The sequence below is a fragment of the Kitasatospora sp. NBC_00315 genome (assembly GCF_041435095.1).
GTDB lineage: Bacteria > Actinomycetota > Actinomycetes > Streptomycetales > Streptomycetaceae > Kitasatospora.
In genome coordinates, this window is record NZ_CP108025.1 from 2518900 (window position 1) to 2541715 (window position 22816).

Annotated in this window: 19 protein-coding genes and 1 tRNA gene; 11 read left to right on the forward strand and 9 right to left on the reverse strand. The window is 72.7% G+C overall.

Annotated elements, in window-relative coordinates; genetic code table 11:
* Positions 1-11 precede the first annotated feature (11 nt).
* From uvrC to uvrA, 3 genes are all read right to left on the reverse strand, one after another.
* A complete protein-coding gene (gene uvrC / locus OG823_RS10030; protein WP_371479116.1) occupies positions 12-2228 on the reverse strand; it encodes an excinuclease ABC subunit UvrC in 2217 nt (738 codons plus the stop codon).
* 96 nt (positions 2229-2324) lie between these two features.
* Positions 2325-2798, reverse strand: a complete 474-nt coding sequence (locus OG823_RS10035) for a Rieske (2Fe-2S) protein (RefSeq protein WP_371479117.1) — start codon at positions 2796-2798, stop codon at positions 2325-2327.
* Positions 2799-3076: 278 nt separating this feature from the next.
* Complete coding sequence (gene uvrA / locus OG823_RS10040) at positions 3077-5980, reverse strand: excinuclease ABC subunit UvrA (RefSeq protein WP_371479118.1); 2904 nt, start codon at positions 5978-5980, stop codon at positions 3077-3079.
* Between the two features lie 367 nt (positions 5981-6347).
* On the opposite strand from uvrA, the gene OG823_RS10045 reads away from it, so the two are divergent.
* Positions 6348-7148, forward strand: coding sequence for a maleylpyruvate isomerase family mycothiol-dependent enzyme (locus OG823_RS10045; protein ID WP_371479119.1), 801 nt, complete (start codon positions 6348-6350; stop codon positions 7146-7148).
* A gap of 144 nt (positions 7149-7292) precedes the next feature.
* A complete protein-coding gene (locus tag OG823_RS10050; RefSeq protein WP_371479120.1) occupies positions 7293-7946 on the forward strand; it encodes an MBL fold metallo-hydrolase in 654 nt (217 codons plus the stop codon).
* A 65-nt stretch (positions 7947-8011) separates the two neighbouring features.
* Here the strand turns inward: OG823_RS10050 and OG823_RS10055 are convergent, their stop codons facing one another.
* The 4 genes from OG823_RS10055 to zapE form a co-directional block, all read right to left on the reverse strand.
* Positions 8012-8998 carry a TerC family protein gene (locus OG823_RS10055; protein ID WP_371479121.1) on the reverse strand — a complete coding sequence of 329 codons (987 nt, stop codon included), beginning with the start codon at positions 8996-8998 and terminating at the stop codon, positions 8012-8014.
* A 418-nt stretch (positions 8999-9416) separates the two neighbouring features.
* Positions 9417-9998, reverse strand: coding sequence for a TerD family protein (locus OG823_RS10060; protein ID WP_371479122.1), 582 nt, complete (start codon positions 9996-9998; stop codon positions 9417-9419).
* 262 nt (positions 9999-10260) lie between these two features.
* On the reverse strand, positions 10261-12351 hold the full coding sequence (gene uvrB / locus OG823_RS10065; protein WP_371479123.1) for an excinuclease ABC subunit UvrB: 2091 nt from the start codon (positions 12349-12351) through the stop codon (positions 10261-10263).
* Positions 12352-12474: 123 nt separating this feature from the next.
* Complete coding sequence (zapE, locus tag OG823_RS10070) at positions 12475-13581, reverse strand: cell division protein ZapE (protein WP_371479124.1); 1107 nt, start codon at positions 13579-13581, stop codon at positions 12475-12477.
* Between the two features lie 37 nt (positions 13582-13618).
* Here zapE and OG823_RS10075 point away from each other — a divergent pair, with 37 nt between their 5' ends.
* The 4 genes from OG823_RS10075 (at position 13619) to msrB (ending at position 16936) form a co-directional block, all read left to right on the forward strand.
* Positions 13619-14401, forward strand: a complete 783-nt coding sequence (locus tag OG823_RS10075) for a pyrimidine reductase family protein (RefSeq protein WP_371479125.1) — start codon at positions 13619-13621, stop codon at positions 14399-14401.
* A gap of 120 nt (positions 14402-14521) precedes the next feature.
* Positions 14522-14983 (forward strand): indole-3-glycerol phosphate synthase, encoded by a 462-nt coding sequence (locus OG823_RS10080; protein WP_371479126.1) that lies wholly within the window; start codon positions 14522-14524, stop codon positions 14981-14983.
* 108 nt (positions 14984-15091) lie between these two features.
* Entirely contained in the window at positions 15092-16504 is a 1413-nt protein-coding gene (gene murC / locus OG823_RS10085; RefSeq protein WP_371479127.1) for a UDP-N-acetylmuramate--L-alanine ligase, read from the forward strand.
* Positions 16505-16528: 24 nt separating this feature from the next.
* Positions 16529-16936, forward strand: coding sequence for a peptide-methionine (R)-S-oxide reductase MsrB (gene msrB / locus OG823_RS10090; protein ID WP_371479128.1), 408 nt, complete (start codon positions 16529-16531; stop codon positions 16934-16936).
* Positions 16937-17675: 739 nt separating this feature from the next.
* Here msrB and OG823_RS10095 read toward each other — a convergent pair.
* Together OG823_RS10095 and OG823_RS10100 are read right to left on the reverse strand one after the other, a co-directional pair.
* A tRNA-Trp gene (locus tag OG823_RS10095) sits at positions 17676-17749 on the reverse strand.
* A gap of 166 nt (positions 17750-17915) precedes the next feature.
* Positions 17916-18836 (reverse strand): GNAT family N-acetyltransferase, encoded by a 921-nt coding sequence (locus OG823_RS10100; RefSeq protein WP_371479129.1) that lies wholly within the window; start codon positions 18834-18836, stop codon positions 17916-17918.
* Positions 18837-19165: 329 nt separating this feature from the next.
* Between OG823_RS10100 and OG823_RS10105 the strand changes: the two genes are divergently transcribed.
* The 5 genes from OG823_RS10105 to OG823_RS10125 all read left to right on the forward strand — a co-directional run bounded on the left by OG823_RS10105 (position 19166) and on the right by OG823_RS10125 (position 22794).
* Positions 19166-20041, forward strand: coding sequence for a DUF692 domain-containing protein (locus OG823_RS10105; RefSeq protein WP_371479130.1), 876 nt, complete (start codon positions 19166-19168; stop codon positions 20039-20041).
* Positions 20025-20477 (forward strand): hypothetical protein, encoded by a 453-nt coding sequence (locus OG823_RS10110; protein ID WP_371479131.1) that lies wholly within the window; start codon positions 20025-20027, stop codon positions 20475-20477. Before OG823_RS10105 ends, OG823_RS10110 begins: the two co-directional genes overlap by 17 nt.
* A gap of 31 nt (positions 20478-20508) precedes the next feature.
* Positions 20509-21549, forward strand: a complete 1041-nt coding sequence (locus tag OG823_RS10115) for a TIGR04222 domain-containing membrane protein (protein ID WP_371479132.1) — start codon at positions 20509-20511, stop codon at positions 21547-21549.
* Complete coding sequence (locus OG823_RS10120; protein WP_371479133.1) at positions 21456-21845, forward strand: hypothetical protein; 390 nt, start codon at positions 21456-21458, stop codon at positions 21843-21845. Before OG823_RS10115 ends, OG823_RS10120 begins: the two co-directional genes overlap by 94 nt.
* Positions 21846-22029: 184 nt before the next feature.
* Complete coding sequence (locus tag OG823_RS10125; protein ID WP_371479134.1) at positions 22030-22794, forward strand: TIGR04222 domain-containing membrane protein; 765 nt, start codon at positions 22030-22032, stop codon at positions 22792-22794.
* Positions 22795-22816: the final 22 nt, after the last annotated feature.

Genomic DNA, 22816 nt, shown 5'->3' on the forward strand with positions numbered 1-22816 from the left:
GGCGCCGGCCGTCATGGCGTCTCGTGGGGCGTTGCGGTGGAGGGCACCGCAACGGACTGCACTGCGTCGGACGGCGCCGCATCGGACCGCACCGCATCGGACGGCGCCGCATCGGACCGCACCGCGCCGGACCGCACCGCGGCCGAGGGCGCTGCCGGCGCCGCCTCCGCCGCCGGCCGCACCGCCGCCGGCCGCTCCTCGGCGCCGTCATCAAGGATCTCTCCCGTGGCGGTGTTCACCGCGAATGTCGAGGGTGTACGGGAGGCCAACGCTGCCGCAACAGTCTCCGCGGTGCGCCGGCCGATGCCCGGGACCTCGCAGAGCTCGTCGACCGTGGCCGCCCGCAGCCGCTTCAGCGAGCCGAAGTGCTTGAGCAGTGCCTGGCGGCGAGTCTCGCCGAGGCCGGGTACCGAGTCCAGCTCCCCCGCGGTGAGTCGCTTGGAGCGCTTGTTGCGCTGGTAGGAGATGGCGAACCGGTGCGCCTCGTCCCGGACCCGCTGCAACAGGTAGAGGCCCTCGCTGCTGCGCGGCAGGACCACCGGGTCGTCCTCACCCGGCAGCCAGACCTCCTCCAGCCGCTTGGCCAGACCGCAGAGGGCGACGTCGTCGATCCCCAGCTCGTCCAGCGCCCGGCGGGCCGCGGCGACCTGCGGCTGCCCGCCGTCGACCACCAGCAGCTGCGGCGGGTAGGCGAACCGGCGGGGACGGCCGGTCTCCGGGTCGATCGGGCCGGACGGCAGCTCCTCCCCGGCCCGCCCGCCGGCGGGGTGCCCCGCCTCGGGCTGCTGCCCGGGATCGTCGGCCTCGGGAACGGCCCACTCCCCCGTCTCCTCGCGCTCGCGCAGGTAGCGGCGGAAGCGGCGGCTGATCACCTCGTGCATCGAGCGGACGTCGTCCTGCCCCTCGAAGCCCTTGATCTGGAACCGGCGGTACTCGCTCTTACGGGCCAGGCCGTCCTCGAACACCACCATCGAGGCGACCACGTCCTCGCCCTGGAGGTGCGAGATGTCGAAGCACTCGATGCGCAGCGGCACCGAGTCCAGCTGCAGCGCCTCGGCGATCTCCTGCAGGGCCCGGCTGCGGGTGGTGAGGTCGGAGGCGCGCTTGGTCTTGTGCAGGGCCAGCGACTGCTGGGCGTTGCGGGCCACCGTGGCCATCAGGTCCTTCTTGTCGCCGCGCTGGGGCACCCGGAGATCGACCTGCGCTCCCCGGAGCACGCTCAGCCACTCCCGGACGGGCACCACCGGCTCCGGCAGGACGGGGACCAGCACCTCGCGCGGGACGCTCTCCGCGCCGCCGCCGTAGAGCTGCTGGAGGGCGTGCTCGACCAGCGCCGCGGTGTCCACGTCCTCGACCTTGTCGGTCACCCAGCCGCGCTGGCCGCGCACCCGGCCGCCGCGGACGTGGAAGATCTGGACCGCGGCCTCCAGCTCGTCCTCGGCCAGGGCCAGCAGGTCCGCGTCGGTGCCGTCGGCCAGGACGACGGCGTTCTTCTCCATCGCCCGCTTGAGCGCCCCGATGTCGTCGCGCAGCCGGGCGGCCCGCTCGTACTCCAGGTCGGCGGCCGCCTCGCGCATCTGGTCCTCCAGACGGCGCAGGTGGTTGCCGGTGCGGCCGGCCATGAAGTCGCAGAACTCCTCGGCCAGCTCGGCGTGTTCGGCCTGCGAGACCTTGCCGACACAGGGCGCGGCGCACTTGCCGATGTACCCGAGCAGGCAGGGCCGGCCGACCTGCGCGGCGCGTTTGAAGACGCCGTTGGAGCACGTCCTGACGGGGAAGACCCGCAGCAGCAGGTCGACCGTCTCACGGATCGCCCAGGCGTGCCCGTACGGCCCGAAGTAGCGCACGCCCTTCTTGTGCGCCCCGCGCATCACCTGGACCCGCGGGAACTCCTCGTCGAGGGTGACGGCGAGCTCCGGATAGCTCTTGTCGTCGCGGTACTTGACGTTGAAGCGCGGGTCGTACTCCTTGATCCAGGAGTACTCCAGCTGCAGCGCCTCGACCTCGGTGCCGACCACCGTCCACTCCACCGAGGCGGCGGTGGTGACCATCGTCGCGGTGCGCGGGTGCAGGCCGGCGATGTCCTGGAAGTACGAGGAGAGCCGCGGGCGCAGGCTCTTGGCCTTGCCGACGTAGATGACCCGCCCGTGGGCGTCGCGGAACCGGTAGACGCCCGGCGAGGTCGGAATCGCCCCCGGAGCGGGGCGGTAGGTGGACGGGTCAGCCATGGGTCCACCGTACCGAGTCCGACCGACACTCCGGGGGCCGGACCGGCGGAACCGGGGCGCCGGGGAGGCCCCCCGGCACGCCGGCCGGGACGCGGATCAGGACGGCGTCACCTTGAGGGTGCCGCCGTCGACCGCCACCTGGTACGAGGGCAGCGGGGTGGGCGCCGGACCGTCCTGGACCGAACCGTCGGCGATGCTGAACCGGCTGCCGTGGCAGGGGCACTGGATCTGGCTGTCCTTGATCTGGTCGACGACGCAGCCGGCGTGGGTGCACTTGGCGCTGAACGCCTTGTACTGACCCGCCGTCGGCTGGGTGACGACGATCTTCTTCTCGCGGTAGACCTTGCCGCCGCCGACCGGCACGTCGGCGGCCGGGCCGACCTCGACCGGGCCGGCCGCGGCGTCCGAACCGGAGCCGGAGCCCGAACCCGAGCCGGATCCCGAGCCGGACGGCGAGGCGGAGGAGGCGCAGCCGGACACGGCGACGGTCGCGCCGCCGGCGAGGACGGCGGCGGCTCCGCAGAGCAGGGTGCGGCGGGTGGTGGCAGGGCTCGTCGGGGCCTCGGACATCGGTGGCTGCTCCTGCTCGGGTGGTCGGGTGCTCGGGTGGTGCGACAGGTGGCGCGGTGCTGCGGTCGTGGTGCGCCGTCCGTACGGTGTCGTGCAGTGCCCCTGCGGCGCGCGTGGTTCCGTCGTGCCGTGGTGCCTCTGCCGGACGCTTCGGCGCGATGCGGTGCCGCGAGGCGCGTGCCGCACCGTGCCGGGACGGCCCCGGGGACCGCCCTGGCAGTCTAAGGGCCGTGCCGCCCGCCCCGGGTGGGCCGGGGGCGGACGACACGGGGTCTTGGTTACTTCTTGGCCGCGGCGCGCTTGCGGGGCGTCTTCGCGGATGCGGCCGGGGCCGCGTCGCTGACATCGAGAAGGATGTCGCGCAGGAACTTGCCGGTGTGGCTGGCGGGGACGGCGGCGATCTCCTCCGGCGTGCCCTCGGCGACCACCGAGCCGCCGCCGGAACCACCCTCGGGGCCCATGTCCACCACCCAGTCGGCGGTCTTGATCACGTCGAGGTTGTGCTCGATCACGACCACCGTGTTGCCCTTCTCCACCAGGCCGTCGAGCACCTTGATCAGCTTGCTGATGTCCTCGAAGTGCAGGCCGGTGGTCGGCTCGTCGAGCACGTAGACCGTCCTGCCGGTGGAACGCTTCTGCAGCTCCGAGGCGAGCTTGACGCGCTGCGCCTCGCCGCCGGAGAGCGTCGGCGCGGACTGGCCGAGCCGGACGTAGCCGAGTCCGACGTCGTTGAGGGTGCGCAGGTGCCGGGCGATCGCCGGGACGGCCTCGAAGAAGTCCAGGCCCTCCTCGATCGGCATGTCCAGAATGTCGGCGACGGACTTGCCCTTGTAGTGGACCTCCAGCGTCTCCCGGTTGTACCGGGCCCCGTGGCAGACCTCGCAGGGGACGTAGACGTCCGGCAGGAAGTTCATCTCGATCTTGATGGTGCCGTCGCCCGAGCAGTTCTCGCAGCGGCCGCCCTTGACGTTGAAGGAGAAGCGGCCCGGCAGGTAGCCGCGCACCTTCGCCTCCTGGGTCTCCGCGAACAGCCGCCGGACGTGGTCGAACACGCCGGTGTAGGTGGCCGGGTTGGAGCGCGGGGTACGGCCGATCGGCGACTGGTCGACGTGCACCACCTTGTCGACCAGGTCGGTGCCGGTGATCCGGGTGTGCCGGCCGGGCACGCTGCGCGCACCGTTGAGCTCCCGGGCGAGGTGGGTGTAGAGGATGTCGTTGACCAGGGTGGACTTGCCCGAGCCCGAGACCCCCGTGATCGCCGTGAACGTCCCGAGCGGGAAGGCGACGGTGACGTCCTTGAGGTTGTGCTCCCGCGCCCCGTGCACCACCAGCTGGCGCTTCTTGTCACGCGGCCGGCGGGCCGCCGGGATCGGGATGAACCGCTTGCCGGAGAGGTACTGGCCGGTCAGCGACTCCTTGTTGGCCAGCAGCTGCTTGAGCGAGCCGGAGTGCACCACCTTGCCGCCGTGCTCGCCGGCCCCCGGGCCGATGTCGACCACCCAGTCGGCCATCTTGATGGTGTCCTCGTCGTGCTCCACCACGATCAGGGTGTTGCCGATGTCCCGCAGGCGCACGAGGGTCTCGATCAGGCGGTGGTTGTCGCGCTGGTGCAGGCCGATCGAGGGTTCGTCCAGCACGTAGAGCACGCCGACCAGGCCGGAGCCGATCTGGGTGGCGAGGCGGATGCGCTGGGCCTCGCCACCGGAGAGGGTGCCGGCCGCGCGGTTGAGGGAGAGGTAGTCCAGGCCGACGTCGACCAGGAAACGCAGCCGCTCGTTGACCTCCTTCAGCACCCGCTCGGCGATCTGCTTGTCGCGGGCGTCGAGCTTCATCGCCCCGAGGAAGTCGGAGCAGTCGCTGATCGACATCGCCGAGACGTCCGCGATGGACCTGTCCTGCACGGTGACGGCGAGCACCACCGGCTTCAGCCGGGTGCCCTCACAGGTCGGGCAGGGCACCTCGCGCATGTAGCCCTCGAAGCGCTCGCGGCTGCTGTCGCTCTCCGCCTCGGTGTGCCGGCGCTGGATGAACGGCACCGCGCCCTCGAACCCCGTGGTGTAGGAGCGGTCGCGGCCGTAGCGGTTGCGGTAGCGGACCTCGACCTGGTGCTTGTGGCCGTAGAGCAGCGCCTTCCTCGCCCGGGCGGGCAGCCCGGCCCAGGGGATGTCGGTGCGGAACCCCAGCTCGCCGGAGAGCGCGTCGATCAGGCGCTGGAAGTACTCCTTGGTGTGGCCGCCGGACCAGGGGTGGATGGCGCCCTCGTCGAGCGACTTCTCCTCGTCCGGGATGACCAGCTCCGGGTCGACCTCCATCCGGTTGCCCAGGCCGGAGCAGTCGGGGCAGGCGCCGAACGGCGAGTTGAAGGAGAACGAGCGGGGCTCCAGCTCCTCGAACGACACGTCGTCGTAGGGGCAGTAGAGGTGCTCGGAGAACATCCGCTCGCGCTCCGGATCGTCCTCGGGGAGGTCGACGAAGTCGAGCACGACCATGCCGCCGGCCAGCTTGAGGGCCGTCTCCACCGAATCCGTCAGACGGCGCTTGGCGCTCTCCTTGACGGTGAGGCGGTCGATGACCACCTCGATGGTGTGCTTCTCCTGCTTCTTGAGCTTGGGCGGCTCGGCCAGCTGGACCGTCTCGCCGTCCACCCGGGCCCGGGCGTACCCCTTCGACTGGAGGTCGGCGAAGAGATCGACGAACTCGCCCTTGCGCTCGCGGACCACCGGGCTGAGCACCTGGAAGCGGGTGCCCTCCTTGAGTTCCAGCACGCGGTCGACGATGGCCTGCGGGGACTGCTTGGCGATCGGACGCGAGCAGTGCGGGCAGTGCGGCTTGCCGATCCGGGCGAACAGCAGGCGGAGGTAGTCGTACACCTCCGTGATGGTGCCGACGGTGGAACGCGGGTTGCGGTTGGTGGACTTCTGGTCGATCGAGACGGCCGGGGAGAGCCCCTCGATGAAGTCGACGTCGGGCTTGTCCATCTGCCCGAGGAACTGCCGGGCGTACGAGGAGAGCGACTCGACGTAGCGTCGCTGGCCCTCCGCGAAGATCGTGTCGAACGCCAGCGAGGACTTGCCCGAGCCGGAGAGGCCGGTGAAGACGATCAGCGAGTCGCGCGGGAGGTCGAGGGAGACGTTCTTGAGGTTGTGCTCGCGAGCACCGCGGACGATGAGGCGGTCGGCCACTGCTTCTGGCGCCTTTCTCCGGTGGGCTTCTCACTCAGGACTGTCGCTGAGGACTCTCACCCAGATGCCAACGAGCGAGAGGGGCCCGTTCTTCCAGTGTTCCAGTCTTGCAGCTTGGGACGGCCAGCCTACTAGCTCAGGCGTTCGATTATCGAGCCTGTCCAGTGGAGATCACCCGAACGGGTGACGGGGCCGCCGCCGGCCCGCTCGCCGGTCGGCCGGAATCCCCCTGGTCCGCGCCGACATGGCCGGTCTGCCCGCCTCACCCACCGCATCGGCGATAGCGTCATCAACGTCAACGAGCGGCGGGCCTCACGGGCACGCCGCGAACCCGTCCCACGGGCACATTTCGTCGAGAGGGCGCACCATGACCGACATCGGGACCGGAACCAGCACGCCCGCCACGACCGCTCCGAGCGCCGCCGCCACCGCGGCGGCCCGCCTGCTGCTGGTCGCCGACAGCACCGCCCAACTGCTGCGCACGGTGGCGGAGCTCAAGCCGACGGCCGTCGGCGAGCCCTCGGCCCTGCCCGGCTGGACCAGGGGCCACGTCCTGGCGCACCTCGCCCGCAACGCCGACTCGCTGGTCAACCTGCTCGACAGCGCCCGCACCGGCCGGGACATCCCGCAGTACCCCACCGCCGAGAGCCGCGACCAGGACATCGAGTCCGGGGCGCCCCGCCCGCTCGACGTCCAGCTCGCCGACCTGCACGAGGCCTCCGAGCGCTTCGCCGCCGCGGCGACGCTCCTCCACGAGGCGGCCTGGGACGCCGAGGTCCGGCACCGCACCGGGAACGCGTTCAGCGCCTGCGACGTCCCCTGGAAGCGGCTGATGGAGGTCGAGTACCACCACGTCGACCTGGACGCCGGCCACACCCCCGCGCACTGGCCCGAGGAGTTCGCGGTGGCCGAGTTCCGGCGTCTGGCGGCGCGGCTCGACGGCGCGGCCGAGCTGCCCGCCGCACTGCTGATCGCCGACGACAGCGCCGACCGCGCCCGGATCGGCGCGCCCGCCGACACCCCGGCACTGACCGTCGAGGGCCCGATCCGCGCGCTCACCGCCTGGCTCTCCGGCCGCTCGGACGGCGACGGCCTGCAGGTGCACCGGGACGGCGTCCAGCTCGCCGACGCCCGCACCGCGCTGCCGCCGCTTCCCGCACTGGGCTGACCGCGCGAGGATGAACACGTGCCGGTCCGCGGCGGCCCCCGCCGGCCGTCCCGGACCGCGCCCGACCGTCGCACCACCCGTACCCGCACACACCGCGGGCCCGCCACGCAGCGGTGCCCCCAGAACACAACGAGGAGCGGCCCGATGACGTACCACGGAGCGGTGAAGGTCGGCGGCCCGCCGGACGTGCGCGAGCTGGCCCACCTGATCATCACCAAGGTGGCCGTCGGCCCGTACGACAACAACGCGTACCTGCTGCGCTGCCGGGCCACCGACGAGCAACTGCTGATCGACGCGGCGGCGGACGCGCCGGTGCTGCTGGAGAGCGTCGGCGAGCGGCTGGCCACCGTGGTCACCACCCACCGTCACCACGACCACTGGGGCGCACTGGCCGAGGTGGTGGCCGCCACCGGCGCCCGCACCGCGGCCGGCCGGATCGACGCCGAGGCGCTGGACGTACCGACCGACCTGCTGCTGGACGACGGCGACACCCTGCGGGTGGGCCGGGTCGAGCTGACCGTCCGCCACCTGGTCGGTCACACGCCCGGCGCCGTCGTGCTGGTCTACGACGACCCGCAGGGCCACCCGCACGTCTTCACCGGGGACTGCCTGTTCCCCGGCGGGGTCGGCAACACCCGGGGCGACAAGGCGGCCTTCGACAGCCTCTTCCGGGACGTCAACGAGAAGATCTTCGACGTGCTGCCGGACGAGGCGTGGGTCTACCCGGGGCACGGGGCGGACACCACCCTGGGCACCGAGCGCCCGCAGCTGGACGAGTGGCGCGAGCGCGGCTGGTAGCCGCCGCGACGCGCGAAGCGGCCCCGGGAACCGGTACCGCCGGTTCCCGGGGCCGCTGCCACGAACTAGGCGTCGATCTTGTCCTGCTCGTCCTGCGGCTGCTCCGCCGCCTGCTTCCCGGAGGCGATCAGGCTGGTCACCGTGGTGACGGCCAGCACCACCACGATGAAGCCCAGCGAGAACGGGATCCCGATCTCCGGCACGTGCACGCCGCTCTCGTGCAGTGCGTGCAGCACCAGCTTCACGCCGATGAAGCCGAGGATCACCGACAGGCCGTAGCTGAGGTGGACCAGCTTCTTCAGCAGCCCGCCGATCAGGAAGTACAGCTGGCGAAGGCCCATCAGGGCGAAGGCGTTCGCGGTGAAGACGATGTACGGGTCCTGGGTGAGGCCGAAGATCGCGGGGATGGAGTCCAGTGCGAACAGGACGTCCGTGGTGCCGATCGCCAGCATGACGATCAGCATCGGCGTCATCAGCCGGCGGCCGTTCTCCCGGATGAAGAGCTTGGTGCCGTGGTAGGTGTCGGTCGAGGGGAAGCGCCGCTCGATGGACTTGAGCAGGCGGTTCTCTTCGAACTCCTCCTCTTCCTCCTCGGCCCGGGCGTCCTTGATCAGCTTCCAGGCCGTCCAGACCAGGAACGCGCCGAAGATGTAGAACACCCACGAGAACTGCGTGACCAGGGCCGCGCCGCCGGCGATGAACACCGCCCGCAGGACGAGCGCGATGATCACACCGAACATCAGGACGCGCTGCTGGTAGATCCGGGGCACCGCGAACTTGCCCATGATCAGGATGAACACGAAGAGGTTGTCGACGCTGAGCGACTTCTCGGTGATGTAGCCGGCGAAGAACTCGCCGGCGGGCCGGGAGCCGGAGTGCCACCAGAGGAAGCCGCCGAAGACCAGGGCCAGCGCGACCCAGACGACCGTCCAGGCGCCGGCCTCCTTGATCGAGACCTCGTGCGGTTTGCGGCCCCCGATGAAGAAATCGGCCACGACCAGGGCGACCAACACCCCGACGGTGCCGATCCACAGGGAAAGGGATACGTCCACTTGCTGCTCCTCCGGCAGGTAGGCGAGACAGTCATCGTCACTGCCGGAGGTCTCTTCCGCCCGTGCGCCCCGCGGTGCCGGGCACTCGGACCAGTGCCCCGGGACGCCGCCGAAGGGCGTCCGTGATGACGGGAACACTGCGGGGGAATACTCCCCTCCGCTGCCGTCAACACTAACAGGAAGCCCAAGAAAAGGTAAAGAAGGTAAAGAACCGCCCCGGGTGAAGCAGCTCCGCCGCCTCGACGCGACCGGTCGACGGCCGGGGCCGCCGGGCCGAACGCGGACGGCCGGGCGCCGGCCTCCGGGCGCCCGGCCTCAGAGGTCGGGAGCGGGCTTCAGGAGTCGGTCCTCACCGGTCCGGGCCCGGGGATCGGGCCCAGGTCGGAGGCCCGGGCCAGGGGCCCAGGTCCGGACCGGGTCAGAGGAACGGGTCGATGGCCGGCAGCATGTCCTGGAACGTCCGGGCCCGGGCCGGTGCGCCGATCGCCTGCATCCCCCAGCCGCCGGACTCCTCCCGGAAGACCTTCGCCATGATCTGGCCGGTGTGCGGGCCGCCGCCCGCCAGCTCGTACCGCGCCAGCTCCTGGCCGGTGCTCTCGTCCACCAGGCGGCAGTGCGCGTGCCGCACCTCGGCGAAGGTCTGCCCGGTGTAGGAGCTGACCGTGAACACCACCTGGGTGATGTGCGGCGGCACGTGCGCGAGGTCGACCAGGATCGACTCGTCGTCGCCCCCGGCGCCGGCGCCGCCCACCAGGTTGTCCCCGGTGTGCCGCACCGAGCCGTCGTTGCTCTCCAGGTGCTGGAAGAAGACCACGTCCGAGGGGGTCTTCTCGGCGTACAGCAGCGCCGACGCGTCCAGGTCGATCTGACGGGTGCGGCTGCCGAACAGGCCGCGCTTCGGGGCGGCCTGCCAGCCCAGCCCCATCCGGACGACGGTCAGGGACTCGCCCGAACTCTTCTGCAGGCTGACCTGCTGTCCCTTGGCCAGGTTCACCGACACGGTGCTGTCCTCTCTCCCAGGCCGCGCGGGTCGGTTCCCCGCGCCGGCTCAACGGCGGAACACCCCGTTGCCGTCCCCCGGCTGAGGCCCCCTGATGCCGCCCGCCCCGACGCCGCCGACCCGTTGGCCGACGACGGCACGCGGCCGACATCCGCAGGCCAGCCTATGGCCTGCGGGCGGCGGCATCACGCAGGACGTACCCGATTGAGCCGGAGCCGGGACGCCGCCGCGCCCGACCCGGGCCGCTTCGTCCCGACCGGCCTCATGCCATGCCCGCCTCGCGCATCTGGCGGAGCTCCTTCTTGAGCTCCTTCACCTCGTCGCGGATCCGGGCGGCGACCTCGAACTGGAGATCCGTGGCGGCGGCGTGCATCCGCTCGGTCAGCTGCTGGATCAGGTCGGCGAGCTCGGTGGCCGGGAGGTTCTTGGCGGGCTTGCGGTCGGCCCCCAGGGCGGGCACCGGCGCCTTGCCCTTGCCGCTGCCGCGGTAGCCGGTGGAGAGCAGTTCCTCGGTGTCGATCTCCTCGCGGCTGAGGGTGTCGAGGATGTCACCGATCTTCTTCCGCAGCGGCTGCGGGTCGATGCCGTGCTTGGCGTTGTAGGCCTGCTGGACCTCGCGGCGGCGGTTGGTCTCGTCGATGGCCTTCTCCATCGCCGCGGTGATCCGGTCCGCGTACATGTGCACCTGGCCGGAGACGTTGCGGGCGGCGCGGCCGATGGTCTGGATCAGCGAGGTGCCGGAGCGCAGGAAGCCCTCCTTGTCCGCGTCCAGGATCGCGACCAGCGACACCTCGGGCAGGTCGAGGCCCTCCCGGAGCAGGTTGATGCCCACCAGCACGTCGTACTCGCCGGCCCGGAGCTCGCGCAGCAGCTCGACCCGGCGCAGCGTGTCGATGTCGCTGTGCAGGTACCTGACGCGGATGTCGAGGCCGAGCATGTAGTCGGTGAGGTCCTCGGACATCTTCTTGGTCAGCGTGGTGACCAGCACCCGCTCGTTGCGCTCGACCCGCTTGCGCACCTCGTGCACCAGGTCGTCGATCTGGCCCTCGGTGGGCTTGACCACGATCTCGGGGTCGATCAGGCCGGTCGGGCGGATGATCTGCTCCACCACGCCGTCGCCGCGCGACAGCTCGTACTTGCCGGGGGTGGCGGAGAGGTAGACCGTCTGTCCGGTGCGCTCCAGGAACTCCTCCCACTTCAGTGGGCGGTTGTCCATCGCCGAGGGCAGCCGGAACCCGTGCTCGACCAGGGTGCGCTTGCGGGAGGCGTCGCCCTCGTACATCGCGCCGATCTGCGGCACGGTGACGTGCGACTCGTCGATGACCAGGAGGAAGTCCTCCGGGAAGTAGTCGAGCAGGGTGTTGGGGGCCGTGCCCGGCGCGCGGCCGTCGAAGTGCATCGAGTAGTTCTCGACGCCGGAGCAGGTGCCGATCTGGCGGAGCATCTCGATGTCGTAGGTGGTGCGCATCCGCAGCCGCTGGGCCTCCAGCAGCTTGCCCTGCTTCTCCATCCGGGCGAGCGTCTCCTCCAGCTCCTTCTCGATGCCGTTGACCGCCCGCTCCATCCGCTCCGGGCCGGCGACGTAGTGCGAGGCGGGGAAGACGTGCACGGCGTCGTCCTGGCTGATGATCTCGCCGGTGAGCGGGTGCAGCGTGTAGAGCGCCTCGATCTCGTCCCCGAACATCTCGATCCGGAGAGCCAGCTCCTCGTACACCGGGAAGATCTCGATGGTGTCGCCGCGGACCCGGAAGGTGCCCCGGGTGAAGGCGAGGTCGTTGCGGGAGTACTGGATGTCGACGAAGCGCCGCAGCAGGACGTCCCGGTCGATCTCCTCGCCGACCTTGAGCTGGACCATCCGGTCCACGTACTCCTGCGGCGTGCCGAGGCCGTAGATGCAGGAGACGGAGGCGACCACGATCACGTCACGGCGGGTGAGCAGGGAGTTGGTCGCGGAGTGGCGCAGCCGCTCGACCTCCTCGTTGATCGAGGAGTCCTTCTCGATGTAGGTGTCCGTCTGCGGGACGTACGCCTCGGGCTGGTAGTAGTCGTAGTACGAGACGAAGTACTCGACGGCGTTGTTCGGCAGCAGCTCGCGGAACTCGTTCGCCAGCTGGGCGGCCAGCGTCTTGTTGGGGGCCATCACCAGGGTGGGCCGCTGGAGCTTCTCGATCATCCACGCGGTGGTCGCCGACTTGCCGGTACCGGTGGCGCCGAGGAGGACGACGTCCTGCTCACCCGCGCGGATGCGGCGCTCCAGATCGGCGATCGCCGCCGGCTGGTCGCCGTTGGGCTGGTAGGGGCTGACGACCTCGAAGGGCGCCGTGGTCCGCTCAATGCTCGTGATGGGTCGCACCAGACCACCGTACGACCCGGCACCGACAATTCGACCCGGAGCGCCGATCCCGCGCCCGGCCCCGCGCCCCCGCCCGCGCCCCTGCCCGCGCCCCTGTCAGCGGGGCGGCCCGGGGCGGTGCCGTCAGACCGTCCCCCGCGTGATCCTCTCGCTGTCGCGGGCCAGGGCCACCAGCCGGGAGACCGCCCGCAGGTACTTCTTGCGGTAGCCGCCGCGCAGCATCTCCGCGGAGAAGACCTGGTCGAAGGGGATGCCGGAGGCCGTGATCGGCAGTTCGCGGTCGTACATCCGGTCGGCGAGGACGACCAGGCGCAGCGCGGTGGACTGGTCCTCGACGGGCTGGACCCCGCGCAGGAAGACGGCGTGGACGTCGTCCAGCAGGGCGCCGTAGCGGCTGGGGTGGACGACCGCGAGGTGGTTCAGCAGGGCGTCGAAGCCGTCCAGCGAGGCGCCCGGGGTCCGCCCGGCGGCGGCCTCCACGGCCTCGTCGGTGTACGGCGGCGGGGCCTCGGGCAGGCCGCGGTGGCGGTAGTCCTGGCCGTCGATCCGCAGGGGCCGGAAGTGCCCGGCCAGGCCCTGGATCTCGCGCAGGAAGTCGGCGGCGGCGAACCGGCCCTCGCCCAGCTTGTCGGGCAGCGTGTTGGAGGTGGCGGCGAGCTTGACCCCGTTGTCGACCAGCCGCCCGAGCAGGGTGGAGACCAGGACGGTGTCGCCGGGGTCGTCCAGCTCGAACTCGTCGATGCAGAGCAGCCGGTGCCCGGAGAGGGTCTGGACCGCCTGCTGGAAGCCGAGGGCGCCGACCAGGTTGGTCAGCTCGACGAAGGTGCCGAAGGCCTTCGGGCCGGGGGTGGCGTGCCAGAGCGAGGCGAGCAGGTGGGTCTTGCCGACGCCGTAGCCGCCGTCGAGGTACACGCCGGCCGGCCCCGCGGGGGTGGCGGCGGTGCGGCGGAACCAGCTGCGCTTCGGTGCCGTGGCGGTGCTGTTGAGGGTGCCCGCGAACTGCTCCAGGACCTGGACGGCCTCGTACTGGCTGCGCTGCGTCGGATCCGGCAGGTAGCTGCCGAACGAGACGTCGGAGAACCTCGGTGGCGGGACCATCTCGGCGACCAGGCGCTCGGCCGGCACCACCGGGCGGCGGTCGGTGAGCGCGACCGGGGTCGTCGCGGTCTCGGAGCCGACCGCGGCCGGGGCCGGGGTCGCTATGGAATCGGGGCTGGAGGGTGCGGACACGTTAGTAGAGAGTACGCCTGGTGGAAGACTGGATCCCATGCAGCTGCTGATCAGTCCCCTGCCCGAACCCGCCCGGGGCGCCGAGCGGCCCGATCCGGCGTCCCTGGAGTCGCTGGCGGCCCTCTACGCCTACCCGGAGCAGGTGGACCGGGGCCGGCCGTGGCTGCGGGCCAACATGGTGGCGGGGCTGGACGGCGGCGCCGGGCTGGACGGCCTCTCCGAGGGGCTGTCCGGAGATGCCGACAAGCGGATCTTCGGGGTGCTGCGGGCCCTGTCGGACGTGGTGCTGGTGGGGGCCCAGACGGTCCGCGCGGAGGGCTACCGGCCGGCCCGGGCGCGGGCGGAGTTCGCGGCGGCGCGGCGGGCGGCCGGGCAGGGCCCGGCTCCCGTGATCGCGATCGTCAGCCGTTCGCTGGAGCTGGACCTGGCGGCGCCGCTCTTCACCGAGCCGCTGGTCAGGACGGTGGTGATCACCACCGAGGACGCCCCGGCGGTGGCGCTCGCGGCCGTGGGCGAGGTGGCGGACGTGGTGGTCGCCGGCGTGGGTTCGGTGGACCTCCCGGCCGCGGTGGCGGCCCTGGCCGACCGCGGCTGGACCCGCCTGCTGAGCGAGGGCGGACCGCGGCTGCTCGGGCAGCTGGCCGCCGCGGGCCTGCTGGACGAGCTGTGCCTGTCGACGGCGCCGCTGATCACCGGCGGCGACGCGCCGCGCATAGTCCAGGGTGCGCAAATGCCGGACGTGCAGCTGATGCGGCTGGTCTCATTGATCGAGCAGAAAGGTTTCCTCTTCGCCCGCTACCTGCGTCCGCGAGCCCTGTGATCCAGATCCCACCGTGACGCGTGTGCTGTCTGCGCCGTGTGTGCAGCGTGAGGAAAGCTTCCTCCGGGCAGTATGGGACTGGACGCCGGACTCCGGGGCCTGCAACCGGAAGGGACTCACGTGTTCAAAACCGTACTGATGATCGAGAAGGCGCTCTCCGATGCCGATGTGGAGCTCGTCACCACGCTGCACAGCGAGGAGAAGGTCTCCTTCATCGTCCTGATGCAGCCACGCGGCAAGCAGGACGAACTGCTCCGCGCGCTCGACGACGTGGCCCTCGGACATCTCGACAAGGTGGTGCACGAACACGACGTGACCGAGACCGGCCCCACGATCGCCGGCGAATCGCTCGAACACAGCCTGCGCCACCTGCGGGAGGCCGGGGCCGAGGCGGTCGGCGAGCTGGTCCAGGAGAAGCCTCTCGACCACCTGCGCTCGGTCGTCGAGACCAATGCCGCGGACGAGGTGGTGGTGCTCACCTCGCCGCACTTCGTCGAGGAGTTCTTCCACCGCGACTGGGCCTCCCAGGCCCGGCACAAGGTGGGTGTACCGGTCCTGCGACTGTTCGCCAGCGACTCCTGACCCACGCCCCCGGTGGTGCAGAATCGTCCTTGTGGGCCGGGGTGACCGGCCCGCGAGGACGGTTCGCCCGCCCTGCCCCCGCCGCCCCCGCCCGTACGGAGCCCCGCCTTGAACGACGCCGCGCACGACCTGCACGCCCCGCACTTCATCGGCATCGGCGGGGCCGGCATGTCCGGACTGGCGAAGATCCTCGCGGTGCGCGGTGCCCGGGTCTCCGGCAGTGACTCCAAGGAGTCCGAGACGGTCCTGGCGCTGCGCGCGCTCGGGGCCCGGGTCCACGTCGGCCACGCGGCCTCGAACGTGCCCGACGGGGCCAGCAGCATCGTCGTCTCCAGCGCCATCCGCGAGGACAACCCGGAGCTCGCCGCCGCCCGTGGGCGCGGCATCCCGGTCGTGCACCGCTCCGACGCGCTCGCCGCGCTGATGGGCGGCCGCCGCGCGCTCGCCGTCGCCGGCACCCACGGCAAGACCACCACCACCAGCATGCTCGCCGTGAGTCTCGCCGAGCTCGGCCTCGACCCGTCGTACGCCATCGGCGGCGACCTCGACGCCCCCGGCAGCAACGCCCACCACGGGACGGGCGAGATCTTCGTCGCCGAGGCCGACGAGAGCGACCGCAGCTTCCACAAGTACGCCCCCGAGGTCGCCATCGTCCTCAACGTGGAGCTCGACCACCATGCGAACTACGCCTCGATCGAGGAGATCCACGAGTCCTTCGAGACCTTCGTCGGACGGATCACCCCCGGCGGCACCCTGGTGATCTCCGCCGACCACGCCGGCGCCCGCGAGCTCACCGCCCGCCTCGCCGGCCGCGACGGCGGCCCGAACATCGTCACCGTCGGCGCCGCCGAGGACGCCACCGTGCGCGTCCTGTCGGTCGTCGCCCGGGGCATGACCAGCGAGGTCACCGTTCTCGTCGACGACGCGGAGCTCACCTTCACGGTCTCCGTCCCCGGCCGCCACTACGCCCACAACGCGGTCGCCGCACTGGCCGCCGGCGCCGCCCTCGGTGTGCCGCCCACCGACCTCGCCAAGGCCCTCGGCGCCTACACCGGGGTCCGCCGCCGCCTGCAGCTCAAGGGTGAGGCCGGGGGCGTCCAGGTGATCGACTCCTACGCCCACCACCCGACCGAGATGACCGCCGACCTGGAGGCCGTCCGCGAGGGCCTGGAAGGCCGGGGCCGCGTCCTCGTCGTCTTCCAGCCGCACCTGTTCAGCCGCACCCAGCAGCTCGCCGAGGAGATGGGCCAGGCCCTGGCGCTCGCCGACGCCTCCGTCGTGCTGGACATCTACCCGGCCCGCGAGGACCCGATCGCCGGTGTGACCAGCGAGCTGATCATCGACGCCGCCCACCGCGCCGGCGCCGACGTCACCGCCGAGCACGCCTTCGACGCCGCGCCCGCCCTGCTGGCCGGCCTCGCCCGGCCCGGCGACCTGCTGCTCACGATGGGTGCCGGCGACGTCACCAACCTCGGCCCGGAAATCCTCGAGCACCTCGCGAACGTTGCAACCAACGCCTGAACCGCGCCAGACAGGGAGCACGCCGTGAGCTACGAGATCGAGAAGACCGACGCCGAGTGGCGCGCCCAGCTCAGCCCCGAGGAGTACCACGTGCTCCGCGAGGCCGGTACGGAGCGCCCCTTCGTCGGCGAGTACACCGACACCAGAACGGTCGGCGTCTACAGCTGCCGCGCCTGCGGGACGGAGCTGTTCAGTTCGGAGACCAAGTTCGACAGCCACTGCGGCTGGCCCTCGTACTACGCGCCGCTGGCCGGCGACCGCGTCCAGTACATCGAGGACAGCACCCTCGGCATGCGGCGCGTCGAGGTCCGCTGCGCCACCTGCGGCGGGCACCTCGGCCACGTCTTCGAGGGCGAGGGCTACGGCACCCCGACGGACCAGCGGTACTGCATCAACAGCGTCTCGCTGACGCTGAAGCCGGCCGAGGACTGACCGTACCCGGCCGCGGGTGACGCCGGGTCACCACGCGCCCCGCGCTCATGGCCGTCCCGGACGGCGCCGGCCACGTCCGTGGTGCCGGCGCCGGTCCGGGACGGCCATACTGGTGTCCGCGCGTACCGGAGCGAACCGGCCCCTTCTCGGTGGCCAGGCCCTTCGGCGGCGCGGTCCCGCTCCGGCCGGCCACCCTCCGGGAGGGCCGCCGGGGTGGGAACACTTGATCGACCACCGCCCCCCGGGGCGCGTGCCGCCGGATCAAGCGGGCGGCGCCGCGTCCGTGTGCCGTCCCGGCTCAGGGATCAGCCCGGTGCTCCCGGCGATGCCCGGGCTCGCCGTCCGCCCGCCCGCCGTCGTTCACCTCGACCTGCGCCGGTTCCGGGTCAGCCGCTCCTCGTTCCCCGGCGCCCGGCCCGGGAGAGGCCGGCGCGTCCGGGGAGGGCCGCCGCGGCACGACGCGAGGCTCCGGGTCCGGATCGGGCGGGCCGTCGGGACGGGGCGGGAAGGCGGGTGGACGGCCGCCCTTGCGGGGGCCGCGGGTGCCGCGTCGTCCGCCGGGCCGGCCGGGGCCCTCGGCTCCGGGCGGGGGTTTCTGGCTCATGGGTGGAGCGGGGCCTCTCTGCCGGGACGGACCGTCCCGGCCATGGTGGCCCATCGCGGGCTCCGGGCGGGGAGCCCGCCGGGAGTGTCCGGGTCGGACGTACCGAGGTCGGACGTACCCGGGTGGGGAGAGGTGCAGGGGCGACAGGATTCGAACCTGCGACATGCGGTTTTGGAGACCGCCGCTCTGGCCGGCTGAGCTACGCCCCTCGGCGTGTGCCCCAGCTTGCCCGCCGGGGCCGGGAGCGCGCAACGGAATTGGGCCGCAGCGCCCGCCCGGAGCCGTCGGTGCGTCAAGGCACCCGTGCATCAGGGCAGCGCGCGCCCGTCGAAGTGCCCGTACGTCAGGGCGCACGTACGTGAAGGCGCCCGTGTGTCAGGACGTCAGCTGCTTGATGAACCTCCGCTCACCGGCGCAGCGCCGGTAACCGAGCCGTTCGTTGATCGCCAGCATCGGGGCGTTGGTGGCGTCGTTGCTGGTGAACGCGTCGGTCAGCCCGGCTGCCCGGGCCAGGTGCAGCGAGTGCGTCTTGGCCAGGGTGGACAGGCCCCGGCCGCGGTACGCGCGGCGGCACCCGGTGAAGGCCGACCAGTAGCGGGCGGCTCCGTCCGTCTGGACGGCGCTGAGGGCGGCCGGCCGGCCGTCGACGAGGGCGACGACGGTCAGTTCGCGGTCGAGATCGGGCCGGGCCCAGACACTGCCGAGCCAGTCGTCGTAGTCGGTCCGGTCGTGCTCGACGTCGTCGGGTTCGTCCCGCAGGGCGTCCGCCACGACGACGAACAGGGAGTACGGGTCGTCCCGGTGATCGGCCGCCGTCCGGAGTTCGACGCCCGCCTGGAGGGCGGGCACGGGCGGCAGCGGGGCAGTGAGGTCGCGGTGGGCGAAGTACGCCGACCTGCCCTGCCGGTAGCCTCGGCGGGCGGCGAAGGCGAGACCCTCGGGCACGTCGTCGACCCAGCTGTGGACCTCGGTGGCGCCGTGGGCGGCGAGGTGCCGTTCGGCGGCGGCCAGCAGGGCGGTGAAGGCGCCGCGGCGGCGGTGGCCGGGCAGCACGCTGCCGTTGGCCGAGGCGACGCCCGCACTGCTGGTACCGGTGACCAGGCCGCAGCGGATACTCCCGACGACCAGGCCGTCGAGTTCGGCCACGAAGGTGCGGTAGTGCCGGCCGGCCGGCTGGTGCGCGGCGAACCAGCCGAACATCTCGGGTGTCAGGACCAGGTGTTCGCGGCCGGCCCGGTGGGCGGCGGCGGTGGCATCGGCGTCGGCGGGGGTGAAGTCACGGATCATCAACGTCATAGGCATGTCAGGCTAACCGGGCACCTCACCCCCCGCACCGGGTTTTCCCTGGTCGGAGCAGTGGCACCGGCCGCCGGGAGAGACGGCACCGGCCCCAGGGAGCGATGGCCCCGGCCCCCGGGAGGAACGGCGGCGGCCGACTTGCTCAAGTAATGCTCTGAGAATCCCGGCCGGGGCTTGGCAACGGCTTTACCCGGGGACATCCTCAGCAACGTGCGGTCGACCCACCCCGCACCCGGTAGTCCCACACCGGCCGGCAGCCGCCCCGCAACGATGCCCGCGGCCCGTCCGGTCCCTCGCACCGCGAGCCCTCCGAAGGGGGCGAACCCATGACCTCCCCTGCGAAGAACCTGCCCCGGCTCGGCGTCGGTATCGGCTGGCGGGCCGAGATCGACACCGTCGTGGAGCGGCTGCCCGGCCTGGACTGGGTCGAGGTGGTCGCCGAGAACATCTGCGCCGGTCACCTCCCCGAGTCCTTGCGGGTGCTGCGGCGGCGCGGCGTCACCGTCGTGCCGCACGGCGTCTCGCTCGGCCTCGGCGGCGCCGGGCTGCCCGACCCGGCCCGGCTCGCCCGCCTCGCCCAGGCCGCCGTCGCCCTGGAGTCGCCGCTGGTCACCGAGCACCTGGCCGTCGTCCGGGCGGGCGGCCTGGAGGCCGGGCACCTGCTGCCGGTGCCGCGCTCGCGGGACTCGCTGCGGGTGGTCGCCGAGAACGTCCGGATCGCCCAGGAGCAGTTGCCGGTACCCCTCGCGCTGGAGAACATCGCGGCGCAGCTGGCGTGGCCGGAGGACGAGCTCACCGAAGGCCAGTTCCTGGCGGAGCTGGTCGAGCGGACCGGCGTGCGGCTGCTGATCGACGTCGCCAACCTGCACACCAACCGGGTCAACCTCGGGGTGGACCCGGCCGCCGAGCTGGACCGGCTGCCGGTGGAGGCGATCGCCTACGTGCACGTGGCGGGCGGCCGGCTGGTCGACGGGATCTGGCACGACACCCACGCCCACCCCGTCACCGGTCCCGTGCTGGAGGTGCTGGCCGAGCTCTGCGCCCGGGTGGCGCCGCCCGGCGTGCTGCTGGAGCGCGACGGCAACTTCCCGCCACCGGCCGAGCTGGCCGGCGAGCTGGACACGATCCGCGCGGTACTGGAGCGGCGGGCGCCCGCCGCGCGGCTGCCGCGGGAGGTGGGGCACCGTGTCGGAGCGTCTTGAGTACCTGGCCCGGACGGACGGCGAGGACGCCGAACTGACCGTGGCACGAGCCGCCCTGGCCGACCGTCAGGCCGCCCTGCTGGCGGCGCTCGTCGGAGGCGGACCGGTGCCGCCGGGCTTCGACCCCGCCCAGGTGCGGGCCCAGGCGGCCGGGCTGGCCGCCAAGCGGCGGGACACCGTCGCCCGGGTCGTCCCCGAGCCGGCGCTGCTGCTCGGTCCCGCCTTCGGGCCGCTGTTCCTGCGGTACGCCCGGCAGTGCCCGCAGCCCGGGAGCTATCGGGAGGACGCCCGGGCCTTCGTCACCTGGGTGCTGGCGGCCGGGGAGGGCGGGCCCGGCCCCGAACCGCGCCGGGAGCTGGAACGCCTGCTCGCCCCGGCCCGGGAGCGCGCCCTGCCGGGCCGGCCGCGCCGGACTCGGCGCCCGCAGCACGACTGACCGAACCACTCACCGTCCGGGGGACAGAACCATGTGGCACGAGATCCACCTCATCGTCACCGCCCTGCTGCTGCTCGCCGCGGCCGTGAACGCCGCCCGGTCGGCGACCCGGGTGCGGCAGGTACCGCATCCGCAGGGGCTGCCCGGTCGCGGGCTCCCGCTGCTGGACGCCGCGTTCCTGGCGGGCGGGCCCGGCCGGGTGGTCGACACCGTGCTGGTCCGGATGCACCAGGAGGGCCGGGCGATCGTCTCGCGCGGCGGCCTGGTCACCATCACCTCCACCAAGACCTACGACGACGTCGAGGCCGCGCTGATCGTGGCGGCCGGCGACCTGCGCCAGCGCGACCTGATCGGCCTGCGCCGGGCGGCCATGACCGCGGACGCCGTCCAGCGGATCGGCGACCGGCTCGCCGACCGCGGGCTGATGCGGGACCCGGCGCGGCTGCGCCGGGCACGGTCGGCCCGCAGGCTGCTTCAGCTGGCGATGCTGTTCGCCGTGGTCGGCACGGTGGCGGGGTTCGCCCTGACGATCGGGCGGCCCTTCGACGAACGGCCGATCCTCGGCGGGGTGCTGGCCCTGCTGCTGGTCGGCGCCGTCACCCTGGTGGCCACCCGGGTACGCCGGGCGCGGATCACGCCGGCGGGCAAGCGCCAGCTGAAGCTGATGACCGAGGGCGGGCCGTGGAAGCCCCGGCAGGGGGTGGGTGTGGCCGGCGCGCTGCTGCTCGGCGGCGTCGCGCTGAACGGGGTGGGCTCCGGGTTGCCGGACGAGGAGCTGCAGGAGGCGATGCTCGCCGCCGCCGTGACCGCCCGGCCGTTGGCGGGGGCCGGGGCCACGGGCTCGTCCGGGTCGAGCTGCGGATCCTCGTCGGCGAGCTGGTGCGGCTCCTCCGACTCGGGTCACTCGGGCCACTCCGGCGGGTCGGGCTGCGGATCCTCCGGCTGCGGGTCGTCGACGAGCTGCGGATCGTCCTCCTCGTGCGGGTCGTCGTCCTCGTCCTGCGGGTCGTCGAGCAGCTGCGGATCGTCGAGCAGTTGCGGTTCGAGTTGCGGTTCGAGCTGCGGCTCCTGATGCCCGGTGAGGTGGATGGGCGCACGCTCATCCGCGTCACAGACGCCGCTCGTCCACGGCTCCTACGCTCCCGGGGCACGGGACACGAGCACGAGGGCCGGCGGGTCGGCCGCCGTACGGCACTGGCGGGAATCAGCAGCATCGGACTGGGCGCGCTGCTCGCGGCCTGCGGCGGGAGCGGCGGCACCAGCCGGGTGACCACCACCACCGGGGCGAGCGCCGAGGTCTCGCCGCAGGCCGTCACCACCGCGGACCCGGCGACTCCATCTACGAGCCGGGCATGCTGCCGACCGTGACCCGGGACGGGGACGGCCATCTGGGCGTCATCTCCCTGGCGGCCGACCCGGATCACAACGGTAAGTGAACCCGCTCCGCCCGGCGGCGGGAGCCGGGGCGGGAGCCGGGGCGGGGTGGTCACAGTTCGGTATCGCGGGCCGGGAACCGTTCCGCGAATGGCCGGAAGCGGTCTACAACAGGCCCATGTGGCTGCTCCTCCTGCTCCCGGCCTGCGCCGCCGCCGTGCTGTCCTGTCTGCGGCTGGTCCGGATCGCCGCCACCGCCGACGCGCTCGCCGGGCTCGACGGCCCCCGACCCGCCGAGGCGCTCGGGATCGGCCTGTACGAGACGGCGTACCTCGCGGGCGGCCCGGCCAGGGTGGTCGACACCGCCCTGGTCCTGATGGCCTCCCGCGGGCGGTTGCACCTGGCGCACACCGGCTGGACGAGCGTCGCCGACCCGCAGGGGCGCAGCCGGCTGGAGCGGGCGCTGGTGGCCGCGGTCGGCCCCGACGGGCAGTGCCGCACCGGCGAGCTGCGGCGCGCGATGGCCGCGCACCCGACGGTGCTGGAGATCGGCGCCCGGCTCTGCACCGCCGGCCTGGCCACCCCAGCGCTGGTCCGGGAGAGCACGGCACTGGCCGTCCGCCGGGTCCGGCAGTCGCTGCTGCTCTCGTTGGTGCTGCTGACCGCCGCGCTCGCCCTCGGGCCGTCGGGCCGTGCGGACGCCGCGGCGGCCCTGGCCTGGTTCGCGCTGCCGGTGATCCTGACCTCGGGCACCCTGCTGATGGCCCGGGTCGACGTCTATCCGTACACCCGGTGGGCCTCGCCGGCGGGCCAGGAGGTGCTGCGGGCGGTCCGCCTGCCGCGGCCCTCCGCGGCGGCCGACGGTGAACTGCTCACAGCCGTGGCGATGACCGGACCGGCCGCGGTGCCGGACGCCCGCCTGCGGGCCGCACTGCGGCACTGAGAGCACGGCGCCGGGCGGGGCG